The organism is Pseudoflavonifractor phocaeensis (genome assembly GCF_016901735.1).
In the GTDB taxonomy this organism is placed as follows: Bacteria; Bacillota; Clostridia; order Oscillospirales; family Oscillospiraceae; genus Pseudoflavonifractor_A.
Window position 1 is genome coordinate 1 of record NZ_JACLZC010000072.1, and the last position, 15,273, is coordinate 15,273.

Consider the following 15,273-nt stretch of genomic DNA (forward strand, 5'->3'; position numbering starts at 1 on the left):
CCCCCTTCCTGCGCATCCCCTTCCCCCAGGCCATGGAGACCTACGGCACCGATAAGCCCGACCTGCGCATCGACCTGACCCTCACCGACGCCACCGACCTGCTGGCGGACTGCGGCTTTGGTCCCTTTGCGGGCAACACCGTTGAGGCGGTGCCCGTCTCCGGCTTTACCGCCACCCGCAAGCAGATCGACAAGCTGTGCGCCGACGTGGAGGTGCAGGCCGGGGAAAAGGTCTACTGGTTCCGCCTGGACGAGAAGGGCGAGCTGGTAGGCGGTATCTCCAAGTTCCTCCAGGACAAGAAGCAGCAGGTCATCGACGCTCTGGGCCTCCAGCCCGGCGCCTTCGTGGGCCTCACCGCCGGCAAGAAGCTGACCGCCCAGAAAACCGCCGGCGTGTTTATCAAGCAGGTGGTGGCCCTGGCGCCCCAGCACTTCAACAAGGAGCAGTATGCCTTCTGCTGGATTGTGGACTTCCCCATGTACGAGATCGGCGAGGAGTCCGGCGAGCTGGAGTTCTGCCATAACCCCTTCTCCATGCCCAACGGCGGCCTTGAGATCCTCAAGAAGGCGGCCGCCGGCGAGGTGGACCCCCTGACCATCACCGCTTTCCAGTACGACCTGGTGTGCAACGGCGTGGAGCTGTCCTCCGGTGCCGTCCGGAACCATGACCCCGAGATCATGATCGAGGCGTTCCAGCTGGTCCGACTGGGCGAGGATGACGTGAAGGCCAAGTTCCCCGCCATGTACAACGCCTTTACCTACGGCGCGCCCCCCCATGCCGGCATCGCCCCCGGCGTGGACCGCATGGTCATGCTGCTGGCCGGCGAGGAGTCCATCCGTGAGATCATCCCCTTCCCCATGAACAAGAACGCCCAGGACCTGATGATGGGTGCTCCTTCTTTTGTCACCGACGCCCAGCTCAACGAGCTGAACATCGTGTGCACCAAGCTGGAGGAAGAGTAAGAATCCGCCTTGACGGAAGGGTCAAAAGGTGATAGAATACGCCCATTGAAAGACGATGACCGGGAAGAGTAGGCGGAATACCCGGACCCAAGAGAGGAGCCGGCCGGTGCAAGGCTCCCGACGGTCCCGCCCAAGGCGCCCGTGAGTCGCGGAGCGGAAATGCTCCGCCGGTTTGAAAGGACCCGCCGTTACCGGGTGAGAGCGCGGAACGTGTCCGTTCCGAATTCAGGTGGCACCACGGAGAAGATCCGCCCTGAGCCTTCGGGCTCAGGGCGTTTTTTTCTATATCAAAACCAGACAAAGGAGTTTGAGACCATATGAAGAACACCGAAAAGACCATGGAGCAGATTGTCAATCTGTGCAAGGGCCGCGGCTTCATCTTCGCCGGCAGCGAGATCTACGGCGGCCTGGCCAACACCTGGGACTACGGCCCCCTGGGCGTGGAGCTGAAGAACAACGTCAAAAAGGCCTGGTGGAAGAAGTTCGTCCAGGAAAACCGCTATAATGTGGGCCTGGACGCCGCCATCCTCATGAATCCCCAGACCTGGGTGGCCTCCGGCCATGTGGGCGGCTTCTCCGATCCCCTCATGGACTGCAAAGAGTGCAAGGAGCGCTTCCGCGCCGACAAGGTCATCGAGGACTGGTGCGCCGAGCACAGCTTCGACCTGGGTCACAGCGTGGACGCCATGAGCCAGGCCGAGATGAAGGCCTTTATCGACGAGCATCAGATTGCCTGCCCCACCTGCGGCAAGTTCAACTGGACCGACATCCGCCAGTTCAACCTGATGTTCAAGACCTTCCAGGGGGTCACCGAGGACGCCAAGAACACCGTTTACCTCCGTCCCGAGACCGCCCAGGGCATTTTCGTCAACTTCCAGAACGTGCAGCGCACCACCAGAAGAAAACTGCCCTTCGGCGTGTGCCAGGTGGGCAAGTCCTTCCGCAACGAGATCACCCCGGGCAACTTCACCTTCCGCACCCGCGAATTTGAGCAGATGGAGCTGGAGTTCTTCTGCACCCCCGGCACCGAGCTGGAGTGGTTCGCCTACTGGAAGGACTTCTGCCACAAGTGGCTCCTCTCCCTGGGCATGAAGGACGAAAACCTCCGTCTCCGCGACCATGACCCCGAGGAGCTCTCCCACTACTCCAACGCCACCACCGACTTTGAGTTCGTGTTCCCCTTCGGCTGGGGCGAGCTGTGGGGCGTGGCCTCCCGCACCGACTTCGACCTGAAGGCCCACCAGACCACCTCCGGCAAGGACCAGACCTATTTTGACCAGGAGAAGAACGAGCATTATATTCCCTATGTCATCGAGCCCTCTCTGGGCGCCGACCGCGTGACTCTGGCCTTCCTGGTGGACGCCTACGACGAGGAAGTGGTGGGTCAGGACAAGAACGGCAAGGATGACGTCCGTACCGTCCTCCGCCTCCATCCCGCTCTGGCTCCCTTCAAGTGCGCCGTGCTGCCCCTCTCCAAGAAGCTGGCCGGCCCCGCCCAGGAGCTCCAGGAGCAGCTGTCCAAGTCCTTCATGGTGGACTACGACGACGCCGGCTCCATCGGCAAGCGCTACCGCCGTCAGGACGAGATCGGCACCCCCTTCTGCATCACCGTGGACTTCCAGACCGTGGGCTCCGACACCGAGGAGGCCGACCACTGCGTCACCATCCGTGAGCGCGACTCCATGGAGCAGGTCCGTATCCCCATCAGCGAGGTGCAAGCCTATATCGCCCAGCGCGTCGCCTTCTAACCTACTTTCTTTCGAGAAAGAAAGTAGGCAAAGAAAGCTTTCATAAAGCGCTCAACTGGTAGGTTGTGCATAGACGCGGGGCGCACAATGTGCGCCCCCTACAAGACACATATAGCACACAGAGGGCGGTGGAGCGCACAGAAAGGAAGAATGGAACACCTGCGGGTAGGGGGTAACAGTCACCCAAACGGTCTCGGCGGCACCTGGGGGAATGCAAAGGGGGGTATCCCCCCTTTGCCCCTTTTGGTCCAGGCCCTTTTCGGGAAAAGGGCCTGGCGCCGCCCGCGCAGGGCCGTTCCCGTGGAGAATCGAAAAACGATTCCGCCTTTGCTTCCCTCCTCGCGGCATAGCCGCTCGGCCTCCGCTAAAAATGTGCCGCCGGCACATTTTCTTTACGCTGCGGCGCCCGCGCAGGGCAAAACAAAATGCAAAAAGAGCGTCAGGTGTTTCATGCCTGACGCTCTTTCCATCATCATCAATGATTAGGGGAGATAGTTGAGGGGATTGACCAGCTGGCCGTTCACATGGACCTCAAAGTGGCAGTGGGTGCCGGTGGACCGGCCGGTGGAGCCGGCCAGCGCGATGGTCTCGCCCTTGGCGACCTTGTCGCCCACCGAAACCAGCAGACTGGAGTTGTGGGCATAATAGGTGACCTTGCCGTTGCCGTGGTCGATGACCACCAGCTTGCCGTAAGTACCATTCCAGCCGGAGAAGGTGACGGTACCGCCGTCGGCGGCCACAATGCTGGTGCCGTAGGAACAGGCGATGTCAATGCCGCGGTGGAGGCTGTAGGAACCGAAGATGGAGCGGTAGCCATAGCTGGAGGTGATGCGGCCATAGACCGGCCAGCGGAAGGAACCGGTGGCCACCCAGGTGGGCTTTTCCTTGGTGCCCACGGCCACAATGGCCTCGGTGGGCTCCGAGGTGACGGTAATACCGGTGATGTCCCGGCTGGACTCTTTGCCGTTGATGTAAGTAATGTCGGCGTTGACCAGCTGGCTGCCCTCCACGCCGGCCTGGATGACCTTGCTCTCACCTTCGTACATGGAGCTGTCCTCCACCTGCTGGGTCTCGTAGGGGATGGCCTCGGTATAAGTCACCGCGTCCACGGTGCGCACCGACAGGGCGGGGATCTCCTCCTTGACGCTCAGCTCCTGGCCGATCATCAGCAGGTTGATGTCCACGCCGGGATTGAGGGTCTGGAGCTCGGCCACCGTCATGCCGTTGTTGTTGGCGATGTCGGAGAAGGTATCGCCGGACACCACGGTATAGGTGGTCTGGCCGTTGGTGTTGGCGGTCAGGGCGGCGGTGATGTTGTCCACATCCTGCTCCACGGTGGAGGCGATATACTCGCGGGTGATGGATACCTGATCCACAAAGCCGCTTTCAATGGTGTTCTCCGTCTCGTAGGAGGACTTGATGCCCTCCAGAACGGCGTCCAGCGCGGCCTTGTTCTCGGCGGCGCCGATCACCTGGCCGTTGACCGACAGGACGTAGCTCTTCATGACCTCGCCGATCCGGTCCAGCAGGTAGGGCTCATAGCTGGCGGCGGAGGGGACCGCCTCCTTCTTGGCCAGGGCCAGCTCGTAGGTGACCTCCCCGTCCATGGTGTAGGGGTAGCCCAGAATGTCGGAGGCCCGCTCCTCCACCCGGGTCACGACCGCCTGGAATTCCTCCTGGGTGGCCACAACGCCCAGGGGGACGCCGTCCATGGCCACCTGGTAGCAGGGGGTGTAGACGGTGCCCACCACCGCGGTCACCCCCACGATGGTGGCCAGCGCCAAAAAGCTCATGGGGTTGAACCGCTCCAGCTTGGCGTGGAGCCGGTCCAGCCGCCGGATCAGCCCGGCGTGCTCCTGGAAAAAGCGCTCCGCCCGCACCTCCAGGGCGGTGCGCTGACGGTACCGGGGCAGCTCCGGCTGGGCGGCTGCCGCCCCGGAAAAGGGCTGATGCAGAATTTCGTCCATGAAATGGGACCTCCTGAAAAAACGGCTCCGTCCCCCCTGCGGGTTATGACAGAACGGTAAATAAAAATTACAATTCGGTTACAAACGCTATCTTACACTCATTTAATCCATAAGTCAACCCCCATTTCCAAATTTCAGGGTCATTATCCCAGGTAAAAGTGCAATAAAATTCTTCAGACTTGTAACCGGGGCCGTTTAACTGAGCAGCAGTTCCAGGTCCGAAAGGGTCAGACGGGGCTGGAGGGCCAGGGTAACGGCGTAGCCGATGACCTTGGCCAGATCGGCCACCCGCTGGTCGATGTCCCGGGGGGTGACCATCAGTCCGCCGCCCACCTCCCGCAGGGCCCGGACGTCCGGGCCGCCGCCCCCCACCCGTTCCAGGAGGTCGGCCGCCAATGTGGCCCCGTCCACCACCGTGGGCACCCCCACCGCGATGACCGGCACCCCCAGGGTACCGGCGTTGAGGGCCGCCCGGGCGTTGCCCACCCCGGAGCCGGGCACGATGCCGGTGTCGGTGAGCTGTACGGTGGTGCATACCCGGTTGACGCTGCGGGCCGCCAGGGCGTCGATGGCCACCACGCAGCAGGGGTGGAGCCGGGCCGCCACCGCCCCCACCAACTCGCCGCTCTCCATGCCGGTGGAGGCCATGACCCCCGCCGCCAGCGCCGCCACCGGCCGAAAGTCCCCGAAATGGACCGGCTCCCCCTCCACCAGATGGCGGGTCACCAGCACCGCGTCCACCGCGCCCGGGCCGATGTCGTCCGGCGTGATGGCCCGGTTGCCCAGTCCCACCACCAGCACCGTCCCCTCTCCCGGCGGCAGCAGAGCCCGCAGCTCGGCCGACACCGTCTCCACCGCCCGGGGAAAGGCCTCCTCCGCCCGCTGGGCCAGGCCGGTGAGCTCCACCGTCACATACTTCCCCACCGGCTTGCCCAGGGCCTCAGCCCCTTCCTGGTCCAGAATCTCCACCGTGGTCACCTCATACCCGGACCGGCTGCCCGTCCGCACCGTCACGCCGGGCAATTCCCCCTGTCCGCCCTCCGACCAGATCTGCCGCGCCTCCACCGCCAAGTCGGTCCGCCGCGTCGTCTCCATAGCGCCCTCCTTCTCCCTCCCGGAGGAGAGATGAAAAATTTTTCTGGAAAATTCAAAATAACAGTTGCATTTTTCCCCTTTCACTGTTAAAATATAAATCTGCATGGACGTACTGTCCAAATCGTCATCGGAGGAGGTGTTTGGTTTGCCGAATATTAAATCTGCCAAGAAGCGTGTCCTGGTCAACTCCGCCAAGGCCATGCAGAACAAGGCCGCCAGATCCGCGCTCAAGACCGACATTAAGAAGTTTGAGGCCGCGGTGGCCGAAGGCAACCGCAGCGAGGCCGATAGCGCTTACAAGGTGGCTGTCAAGGCCGTCGATAAGGCTGTGGGCCATGGTCTGCTGCATCGGAACAACGCCGCGCGCAAGAAGAGCGCCATGACCATCAAGCTCAACCAGCTGGCCTGATCTGCATATGTGGTCGAAAGAACCGCCTGCAACGCAGGCGGTTTTTTGTTTCTTTCACCCAGCTTGTAAAAACTGGAAAAATATGTTATACTTGTGCTGCCAAAACATCGGGGAAAGAAGGGACAAGCCGTGAAGCAAGTTTGGGAACTGCCGCCGGTCCGCTTCGTGCGGGAGATGGTGGAGCTCTATTTTGAAAAGCACGTCTCCCGGGCGGCGGCGGAGCTGGCCTACTTTTTGATCTTGTCCTTTTTCCCCCTTTTGATCTGTGTCAACGCCTTTGTGGGCCTGCTGGATCTGGATGTGGGGGCCATTCTGATGGCGGCGGACTCGGTGCTGCCTGACGAGACCATGGCGGTGCTGGCCGAATATCTGGACTATATTTCCCACAATCAATCCAGCGCCCTGCTGGTGGCGGGGGTCATGATGGCCCTCTTTGCCGGTTCGGCGGCCTTTCGGGGGCTGATGACCGTGATGGAAGAGCTCTATGGCCGGCAGAGCTACCAGGGCGTTTGGCAGATCGTCGCCAGCGTGGTCTTTTCGGTGCTGCTGCTGGCCACCATTTACCTGTCCATTGTGGTGCTGCTCACCGGCGAGTGGCTCTTCCATCTGCTGATGGATTTCTTTCACTTACAGGAATTTTCCCTCCCCTGGGAGTGGCAGTGGATGCGCTTTCTGCTCTTTTTCTGTATGCTCTTCCTCTTTGTGCTGGTGGTGTACCGCATGGCCGCGCCCAAGGGAAAGCCACGTCCGCCGGTCCTCACCGGCGCGGTGCTGGCGTCGGTGGCCATTGTGGCCGCTTCGGCCCTGTTTTCCTGGTTCATCGGCCTCTCTTCCCGCTACTCCCTTATCTACGGCTCCCTGGGCTCTCTGATTATCCTGCTGGTGTGGCTTTATCTGTGCGGCAACATCATTATTCTGGGCAATGTCTTTAACTGCGTGTGGTACCGCCACAAAAAGATGCGCTACCTCAAAAAGCTCAAGCGGGAACGGGACTAGCGCCCGGCTCCATCCAACATAAGCGAAAAAACCGGACGCACCGGAGAGCGGAAAGCTCTTTTGGTGCGTCCGGTCTTGTTTTGGGGAAAAAGCGGCTTACATATCCACCAGGGCGGCGGTGATGATGGCCATGGAGTAGACCTCCTGGGCGTTGCAGCCGCGGGACAGGTCGTTGATGGGGGCGTTCAGGCCCAGCAGGATGGGGCCGTAGGCGTCGAAGTTGCCCAGACGCTGGGCGATCTTGTAGCCGATGTTGCCGGCGTTGATGTCGGGGAAGATGAAGGTGTTGGCGTGACCGGCCACCTTGGAGTCGGGGCACTTGGTCTGGGCCACACGGGGGGACACGGCGGCGTCAAACTGCAGCTCGCCTTCCACCGGCAGGTCGGGGGCGGCGGCGCGAATCTTGGCGGTGGCGTTGTGCATCTTGTCCACGTCCTCGCCGGCGCCGGAGCCCAGGGTGGAGTAGGACAGCAGGGCCACCTGGGGGTCCACGCCGAAGATGCGGGCACACTTGGCGGTCTCAATGGCGATCTCCACCAGGTCGTCCTCGGAGGGCTTGATGTTGATGGCGCAGTCGCCCATGGCCAGCACGTCGTTGCCGCCGGTGACGGAGGGGCGGACCAGGATAAAGCAGGAGGAGACGATCTTGTTGCCCGGCTTGGTCTTGATGAGCTGGAGGGCGGGGCGGACGGTGTCGGCGGTGGAGTAGGTGGCGCCGCCCAGCAGGGCGTCGGCCTTGCCCATCTTGACCAGCATGGTGCCGAAGTAGTTGCCCATCTTCAGGCTGGCGCGGCACTGCTCCTCGGTCATCTTGCCCTTGCGCAGCTCCACCATGGTCTTGACCATCTCGTCCATTTCGGGATAGTTCTCCGGGTCCATAATCTCGGCGCCGCGGATGTTGTAGCCGGCCTCCTCGGCGGCGTGCTTGACCTCAGCCTCATTACCAACCAGCACGGGGGTCAGCCAGGTGCCGGCCAGCAGGCGGGCGCTGGCCTCCAGGATACGAGGGTCGGTACCCTCGGTGAATACGATCTTCTTGGGGTGCTTTTTCAGCTTGTCGATGAGTTTGCCAAACATAATAGGTGCCTCCGTCTGTAAATTGATTGATGTTATATCGCTCTTTTCCCGCGATATTGCTGGATAGGAACATTATACATCACAAAAACCAAAAATCACAGTCCCAAAACAGAATATTTTCCTATTTTTGTTCTTTACTTTTTGTATTCTATCCTTTATACTTTACTCACTGTTTTGGAATGGTTTTGGTTTGTTTTGCATTTCTTTTACCCCCATATTTTGACTCATGAGGTGTTCACGATCATGCATTCTGATTTTTCGCGCTGTCTCTCCCTCCTCCGCCAGGAAAAAGGGATCTCCCAGCGTGCCGCGGCCAAGGATCTGGGAATCAGTCAGGCCCTTTTGTCCCACTATGAAAACGGCGTCCGGGAGCCGGGCCTGGCCTTTGTCACCCGGGCCTGTGATTACTACAACGTATCGGCGGATTTCCTGCTGGGCCGTACGCTGACCAAGGACGGCTCCACCATCGTCTCGGCGGATGAGCTTTACGACGCCTCCACCGAAAAGGACAACGTACTCCACGGGAGCATCGTGGCCACGCTGAACAAAAAGCTGCTGGTCAACTCCCTGGGACTGCTCTTCGATCTGCTGGGCAAAACCGGCTCCAAGTCGGCCATCAAGCTGGCGGCCGAGTACCTGTCCACCGCGATTTATGCCATTTTCCGCTATATGTTCCGGGCCAGCGGCAATGAAAACGAGGACTTTTTCGCCGTCTCCCCGCTGGCCTTCGGCTCGGGCGTCACCACCGCCGACATGGCCGCCACCCGCATCACCTTTATCGACGCCTTGGAGCAGCACCGCAAGGACAAGGGCGCCTTTCCGCCCATGAACCATGACGCCCTCTCCGCCAACTATCCCGTCCTGTACCAGTCCCTCTTCCAGGTGGTCCACGGCACCGACACCCGCATCAACACCCTGTTGGACAACCGGCGCAACAGCCTGAAATAATCCTGTCTCATTTTGGAGGTTTTTATGAGCGACCAGTCCAGAATCCGTAATTTTTCCATCATCGCCCACATCGACCACGGCAAATCCACCCTCTCCGACCGGCTCATCGAGCTGTGCAACGCCGTCTCCCAGCGGGAGATGGAGTCCCAGCTGCTGGACAACATGGACCTGGAGAAGGAGCGCGGCATCACCATCAAGGCCCGGGCGGTCAAGCTGAACTACACCGCAGAGGACGGCCAGGAGTATGAGCTTAATCTCATCGACACGCCGGGCCATGTGGACTTCAACTATGAGGTCTCCCGCTCTCTGGCCGCCTGCGAGGGCGCCATTCTGGTGGTGGACGCCGCCCAGGGCATCGAGGCCCAGACCCTGGCCAATACCTACCTGGCCATGGAGCACGACCTGGAGATCCGGCCGGTGGTCAACAAGATCGACCTGCCCGCCGCCGACCCGGAGCGGGTCAAGCACGAGATTGAGGACGTGCTGGCCCTCCCCGCCCTGGAGGCCCCCGAGATTTCCGCCAAAATGGGCATCAACGTGGAGGCGGTGCTGGAGGATATCGTCCAAAATATCCCCGCCCCCAACGGCGACCCCGACGCCCCTCTCAAGGCCCTCATTTTCGACAGCCAGTACGACGCCTACCGGGGCGTGATTGTCTATTTCCGCGTCATGGAGGGCACGGTGCGCACCGGTATGAAGGTCAAGATGATGGCCTCCGGCGCCGTCTATGACGTCATTGAGTGCGGCTATCTCCGTCCCCTGGGCATGGAGCCCGCCGGCTGCCTCTCCGCCGGCGAGGTGGGCTATTTTACCGCCTCCATCAAAAACGTAAAGGACACCCGGGTGGGCGACACCATCACCGAGGCCAACCGTCCCGCCGCCGAGGCCCTGCCCGGCTACCGGCCGGTGCAGCCCATGGTCTACTGCGGCGTGTACACCGAGGACGGCTCCAAGTACCCCGACCTGCGGGACGCCCTGGAAAAGCTCCGCCTCAACGACGCCTCTCTCTCCTTCGAGCCGGAATCCTCCGTGGCTCTGGGCTTCGGTTTCCGCTGCGGATTTTTGGGAATGCTCCATATGGAGATCATCCAGGAACGGCTGGAGCGGGAATTCGACCTGGATTTGGTGACCACCCTCCCCTCGGTTATCTACGAGATCACCAAAACCGACGGCAGCGTGGTCCATGTGGATAACCCCCACAATTATCCCGACCCCGCCGTCATCCAGGAGGCCCGGGAGCCCTATGCCAAGGTGTCCATCATCTCGCCCCCCGACTATGTGGGCAACATCATGCCCATGTGCCAGGACCGCCGGGGCGAGTTTAAGGATATGCAGTATCTGGACACCAATTTGGTGGAAATTCATTACTCCATGCCCCTCAATGAAATCATCTACGACTTTTTCGACGCTTTGAAGGCCAACACCAAGGGCTACGCCTCTCTGGACTACGAGCTGGAGGGCTACCGTACCAGCGACCTGGTGAAGGTGGATATGCTCCTCAACGGCGAGCAGGTGGACGCTCTCTCCTTTATCGCCCACCGGGAAAAGGCCTATAAGCGGGCCCGGCGCATCTGCGAAAAGCTGCGGGACAACATTCCCCGTCAGCTCTTCGAGGTGCCCGTGCAGGCGGCCATCGGCGGTAAGGTCATCGCCCGTGAGACCGTGCGGGCCATGCGCAAGGACGTGCTGGCCAAGTGCTACGGCGGAGACATCACCCGCAAAAAGAAGCTGCTGGAAAAGCAGAAGGAGGGCAAGAAAAAGATGCGCTCCCTGGGCTCCGTCCAGCTCCCCACCGAGGCGTTTATGGCCGTACTCAAACTGGACGAAGAATAACCTCCTTTCTTTCGCCCTACTTTCTTTCGAGAAAGAAAGTAGGCAAAGAAAGCTTCCATTCAGCGCCTGACTGGTAAGTCCTGCAAAACCGAATCAATCAATCAGGTGCCAACTGCGGGTACAAGGTCATTGTTTTAACCCGGTTTCGGCGCACCTGGGGGATTGACAAGGGGGGTATCCCCCCTTGTCCCCTTTTGGTCCAGGCCCTTTTCGGGAAAAGGGCCTGGCGCCGCCCGCGGAGGGCAAAAATCCCGCCCAGGGCAAATTTAAAAAACAAGGTGGTTTTCATGTCTACCCCACTCTATACCGCCCTGCGGGCTTTCGCCGATACCAACCCGCTGCGGATGCACATGCCCGGCCATAAGGGCAAAGAGCTGCCCCTTGCCGAGTTCTCCCCGGCGGCGGAGCTGGATTTTACCGAATTGCCCCCTACCGGTAATCTCTTCGCCGGGGAAGGTCCCATCGTGGAGGCCCAGCGCCTGTGGGCCAAGGTCTGCGGGGTGGAGGAATGTCTCTTCCTTACCGGCGGCTCCACTCAGGGGGTGCTCACCGCTCTGACCCTGGCCTGCCGGCCGGGAGACGCGGTGCTCATGGACCGGGGCTGTCACCGTTCGGCCTACCACGCCCTGGTGCTGCTGGACCTGGAGCCGGTCTATCTCTTCCGGCCCTGGCTGGAGGTGGCCGGCGTCCCCGGCCCCATGGACCCGGCGGAGGTGGACCGGGCGCTCACCGACCGCCCCGACATCCGGGCGGTGTTTCTCACCTCCCCCACCTATTACGGGGTTCGCTCCGATCTGCCCGCCATTGCCCAGGTGTGCCGCCGGCACGGGGCCAAGCTGGTGGTGGACGGGGCCCACGGGGCACACTTCCCCTTTTTGGGCATCTCCGAGCTGGCCGCCGCCGACCTGGCGGTCCTCTCCGCCCATAAAACCCTCCCCGCGCCGGGACAGGCGGCGGTGCTGCTGGCCAACGGCTATTCTCTGGCCCAGCTGTGCCGGGCCGGCAGCGTGTACGGCAGTTCCTCCCCCTCCTATCCCATAATGGCCGCGCTGGACGCCGTCCGGGAGGCGCTGATATCCGGTCCTCTGGGGCTGGACTATGTGGAGACCGCCGCCCAGACGGCTCTCCTGCGGCAGCGCTACCCTTCCCTCACCCCCAGGGACGCTCTGCTGGACCCCACCCGGTTTGTCCTCCGGTGTGACGACGGCTTTTCCGTCAAAAAAGAGCTGGAGAAGCTGGGGATCTATCCGGAAATGGCCGATATCCGCCATGTAGTCTTTATCCTCACCTGCGCCGACGGAAAAGAGGCGCTGGACCGCCTTACCCGGGGACTGGATCAGGTGCTGTCCCGCCGGCCCGCGCCCTTGTCCCTTCCCGCGCCGGTGACGCCCCCCCAGCCCCAGGCGGTCCTCCGGCCCAGGGAGGCCTTTTTCTCCTCCGTGGAGTCCCTGCCCCTCCGCCTGGCCGAGGGCCGGGTCTGCGCCGCCCAGGTGGCCCCCTATCCGCCCGGCGTGCCCGTGATCGCGCCCGGGGAGCTTGTTACGAAAAAAACTATCGCATATCTGGCGCAAATAGGTTATAATATGGAGAAAGACACGCTTGTGGTCCGTCCCGGGCTTTTGTGTGAGGCCGGACGGAGCGGCGGTCTTTGATCCGAGGAGGGATACTGAATGAAACTGATCCTTGCAATCATCAACCATGACGACGCCAACGCGGTCACCCAGTCGCTGACCCGCAACGGCTTTTCTTCCACCAAGCTGGCCACCACCGGCGGCTTCCTGATGGCGGGCAACGTCACCATCCTGGTGGGTGTGGACGAGGAGAAGGTCCAGACTGTGATCGATATTATCAAAGAGCAGTCCCACAGCCGCAAGCAGATGATCCCCACCACCGCGGAAATGACCTACGGCTACTATCCCAGCATGCCGGTGGAGGTCGTGGTGGGAGGCGCCACCATCTTTGTGGTGGACATTGAGCGCTTCGAGCGGGTCTGAGTCCCGATGAATCTCCAGGCTTTGGCGGGCAACGCCCCACTCAAGCGGCAGCTGGACTTGCAGACCGCCCGCCGCGGCCTTTCCCACGCCTACATCCTCAGCGGGCCTGCCGGAGTGGGCAAGCATACCCTGGCCGGTCTGCTGGCCGCCGCGCTGGTCTGCTCCGGCGGCGGCGAGACGCCTTGCGGACACTGCCCCGGCTGCCGGAAGGCCAGAGAGCGCATCCACCCCGACATCCAGTGGGTCCGGGGCGAGGGTGTGAAAGGTATTTCCGTGGCCCAGATCCGCGCCCTGCGGGCTGACGCCTACATCCGCCCCAACGAAGCCCCCCGCAAGGTCTACATCGTGGAGGACGGCCAGAACATGAACCCCAGCGCCCAGAACGCCCTGCTCAAACTGCTGGAGGAGGGGCCGTCCTATGCCGCTTTCCTGCTGCTCACCGACAACGCCGGCGCCCTTTTGCCCACCGTGCGCTCCCGGTGCGAGGTTTTGTCCCTCTCCCCCGTCACGGTGGAGGAGGCCGCCGCCTTTCTCCGCCTCCGCTTTCCCCAGCGCCCCCGGGAGGAGCTGGAGGAGGCCGCCCGGCGGTGCGAGGGCATTTTGGGCCGGGCCGTCCGGCTGCTGGAGGAGGACGGCGAGGCGCGGGACGCCCTGCGTCAGACCGCTTTGCGGCTGGGACAGGCGCTGGCCGCCGGCGACGAGCTGACGTTGGCGGAGCTGTGTGTGGGGCTGGAAAAATGGGACCGGGAGGCCCTGACCGCCCTGCTGGATGAGGAGATTCTTCTCCTGCGGGACGCCCTGGTCCGGCCCGGCGGCAGCTGGGACGAACCGGACCCCGAACGGCGGGATACCGCCCTGGCCCTGGCCAGAGGACGCGCCCCCGCCCGTCTTTTGCAGGATATCGCCCTGCTGGACCGGCTGCGCGCCGCCTGCGGCTTCTATGTGGGCGGCGGACATCTGGCCGGCTGGCTGTGCGCCGGTCTCTCCGGCGGTCTTTGATCCCCACTTTCCCAAATGGACGGCCATAAGGGCTTTCTCTGTCCGGCGCTTCCGGCGGAGACGGCTTTTCTGGCCGCTTGTCTTATCCCCATCATTTTGACACAATCGAGGATTATCCAAATGATCGAGATCATCAGCGTCCGCTTCAAAAGCGGCGGAAAACAATACTATTTTAACCCCAACGGCGTCCAGGTGGCGCCCGGCCAGGGAGTCATCATCGAAACCGCCCGGGGCGTGGAGCGGGGCGAGTGCGTCATGGGCAACACCATGGTGGACGAAACCGAGATCATCCAGCCCCTGCGTCCCATGCTCCGCCTGGAGACCGAGGAGGACCAGGCCACCCTTCGGGCCAACAAGGAAAAGGAGGCCAAGGCCTTCCGCATCTGTCAGGAGAAAATCGCCCGCCACGGCCTGGATATGAAGCTGGTGGAGGTGGAATACAGCTTTGACGGCAGTAAGATCCTCTTTTTCTTCACCAGCGAGGGCCGGGTGGACTTCCGGGCCCTGGTCAAGGACCTGGCCGGCGTGTTCCACACCCGCATCGAGCTGCGCCAGATCGGCGTGCGGGACGAGGCCAAAATGCTGGGCGGGCTGGGCATCTGCGGCCGGCCCTTCTGCTGCTGCGGCGTGCTGGACGAATTCCAGCCCGTCTCCATCAAGATGGCCAAGACCCAGGGTCTGTCTCTCAACCCCACCAAGATCTCCGGCACCTGCGGGCGGCTGATGTGCTGCCTCAAGTACGAGCAGGACGCCTACGAGGACGCCGCCAGCCGTCTGCCCAAGGCGGAATCCTTTGTGGAGACCCCCGACGGGGTAGGCACCGTGGCCCAGGTCAATCTTTTGAAGGAGACCGTCAAGGTCAAGCTGGAGGAGTCCACCGAGGCCCCCAAGTGTTATCAAAGCTGTGAGATCCGGGTGGTGCGCAACGGCAAGGGCAAGCGTCCCGAGGGCTATGTGGCCCCGCCGCCGGAGGAGCTGGCCAAGCTCCGGGCCGCCAGCGCCCCCGCGCCCCAGACCGAGGAGGACCGGCTCTCCGCCGCGCTGGAGGGACTCTCGCTGTCCGGTCCCATCGGCAGCCGGGACCACGGGGAGGAGAGCGAACGCGCCGCCGCCCGCCGCCGCGCCCGGACCCGCAGCCGGAGCCGGGCCAAGGCAAAGGAGGGCGCTCCCCAGACGCCGGGGGACGGCCAGCAGCCCCCCCAGAAGCCCAAGACGCCCGAGGCTCCCAAGGGCGAACGTCCGCCC

The 15,273-nt window shown here is 62.4% G+C and carries 13 protein-coding genes and 1 other annotated feature; of the genes, 10 read left to right on the forward strand and 3 right to left on the reverse strand.

What is annotated here, in order from left to right; translation table 11 throughout:
- Positions 1-962 (forward strand): amino acid--tRNA ligase-related protein (locus H7U37_RS12755; protein ID WP_338049833.1); only part of this gene is annotated, 962 nt, incomplete at its 5' end.
- A gap of 46 nt (positions 963-1,008) precedes the next feature.
- Positions 1,009-1,221 (forward strand) — a binding site (T-box leader).
- Between the two features lie 58 nt (positions 1,222-1,279).
- A complete protein-coding gene (locus H7U37_RS12760) occupies positions 1,280-2,710 on the forward strand; it encodes a glycine--tRNA ligase (RefSeq protein ID WP_204876234.1) in 1,431 nt (476 codons plus the stop codon).
- Between the two features lie 482 nt (positions 2,711-3,192).
- On the opposite strand, the gene H7U37_RS12765 is transcribed toward H7U37_RS12760, so the two are convergent.
- Both H7U37_RS12765 and gpr read right to left on the reverse strand, forming a co-directional pair.
- On the reverse strand, positions 3,193-4,677 hold the full coding sequence (locus H7U37_RS12765; protein ID WP_204876236.1) for a M23 family metallopeptidase: 1,485 nt from the start codon (positions 4,675-4,677) through the stop codon (positions 3,193-3,195).
- Positions 4,678-4,872: 195 nt separating this feature from the next.
- Positions 4,873-5,772, reverse strand: a complete 900-nt coding sequence (gene gpr / locus H7U37_RS12770) for a GPR endopeptidase (RefSeq protein ID WP_204876237.1) — start codon at positions 5,770-5,772, stop codon at positions 4,873-4,875.
- Positions 5,773-5,917: 145 nt separating this feature from the next.
- Between gpr and rpsT the strand changes: the two genes are divergently transcribed.
- The gene (gene rpsT, locus H7U37_RS12775) at positions 5,918-6,181 is read left to right on the forward strand and encodes a 30S ribosomal protein S20 (RefSeq protein ID WP_204876239.1); all 264 of its coding nucleotides are present in this window, start codon (positions 5,918-5,920) and stop codon (positions 6,179-6,181) included.
- 129 nt (positions 6,182-6,310) lie between these two features.
- Positions 6,311-7,177, forward strand: coding sequence for a YhjD/YihY/BrkB family envelope integrity protein (locus H7U37_RS12780; RefSeq protein ID WP_204876240.1), 867 nt, complete (start codon positions 6,311-6,313; stop codon positions 7,175-7,177).
- A gap of 96 nt (positions 7,178-7,273) precedes the next feature.
- On the opposite strand, the gene pta is transcribed toward H7U37_RS12780, so the two are convergent.
- Positions 7,274-8,254: a phosphate acetyltransferase gene (pta, locus tag H7U37_RS12785; protein WP_204876242.1), complete on the reverse strand. Its 981-nt coding sequence runs from the start codon at positions 8,252-8,254 to the stop codon at positions 7,274-7,276.
- Positions 8,255-8,497: 243 nt separating this feature from the next.
- On the opposite strand from pta, the gene H7U37_RS12790 reads away from it, so the two are divergent.
- The 6 genes from H7U37_RS12790 to H7U37_RS12815 all read left to right on the forward strand — a co-directional run.
- A complete protein-coding gene (locus tag H7U37_RS12790) occupies positions 8,498-9,202 on the forward strand; it encodes a helix-turn-helix domain-containing protein (protein ID WP_204876244.1) in 705 nt (234 codons plus the stop codon).
- A 24-nt stretch (positions 9,203-9,226) separates the two neighbouring features.
- Complete coding sequence (gene lepA / locus H7U37_RS12795; protein WP_204876246.1) at positions 9,227-11,035, forward strand: translation elongation factor 4; 1,809 nt, start codon at positions 9,227-9,229, stop codon at positions 11,033-11,035.
- A gap of 287 nt (positions 11,036-11,322) precedes the next feature.
- The gene (locus H7U37_RS12800) at positions 11,323-12,687 is read left to right on the forward strand and encodes an aminotransferase class I/II-fold pyridoxal phosphate-dependent enzyme (protein ID WP_204876248.1); all 1,365 of its coding nucleotides are present in this window, start codon (positions 11,323-11,325) and stop codon (positions 12,685-12,687) included.
- 18 nt (positions 12,688-12,705) lie between these two features.
- Positions 12,706-13,029, forward strand: a complete 324-nt coding sequence (locus tag H7U37_RS12805; RefSeq protein WP_204876249.1) for a cyclic-di-AMP receptor — start codon at positions 12,706-12,708, stop codon at positions 13,027-13,029.
- A gap of 6 nt (positions 13,030-13,035) precedes the next feature.
- Positions 13,036-14,028, forward strand: a complete 993-nt coding sequence (locus H7U37_RS12810) for a DNA polymerase III subunit (RefSeq protein WP_204876251.1) — start codon at positions 13,036-13,038, stop codon at positions 14,026-14,028.
- A gap of 120 nt (positions 14,029-14,148) precedes the next feature.
- A partial coding sequence (locus H7U37_RS12815; RefSeq protein ID WP_204876252.1) for a PSP1 domain-containing protein occupies positions 14,149-15,273 on the forward strand: 1,125 nt, incomplete at its 3' end.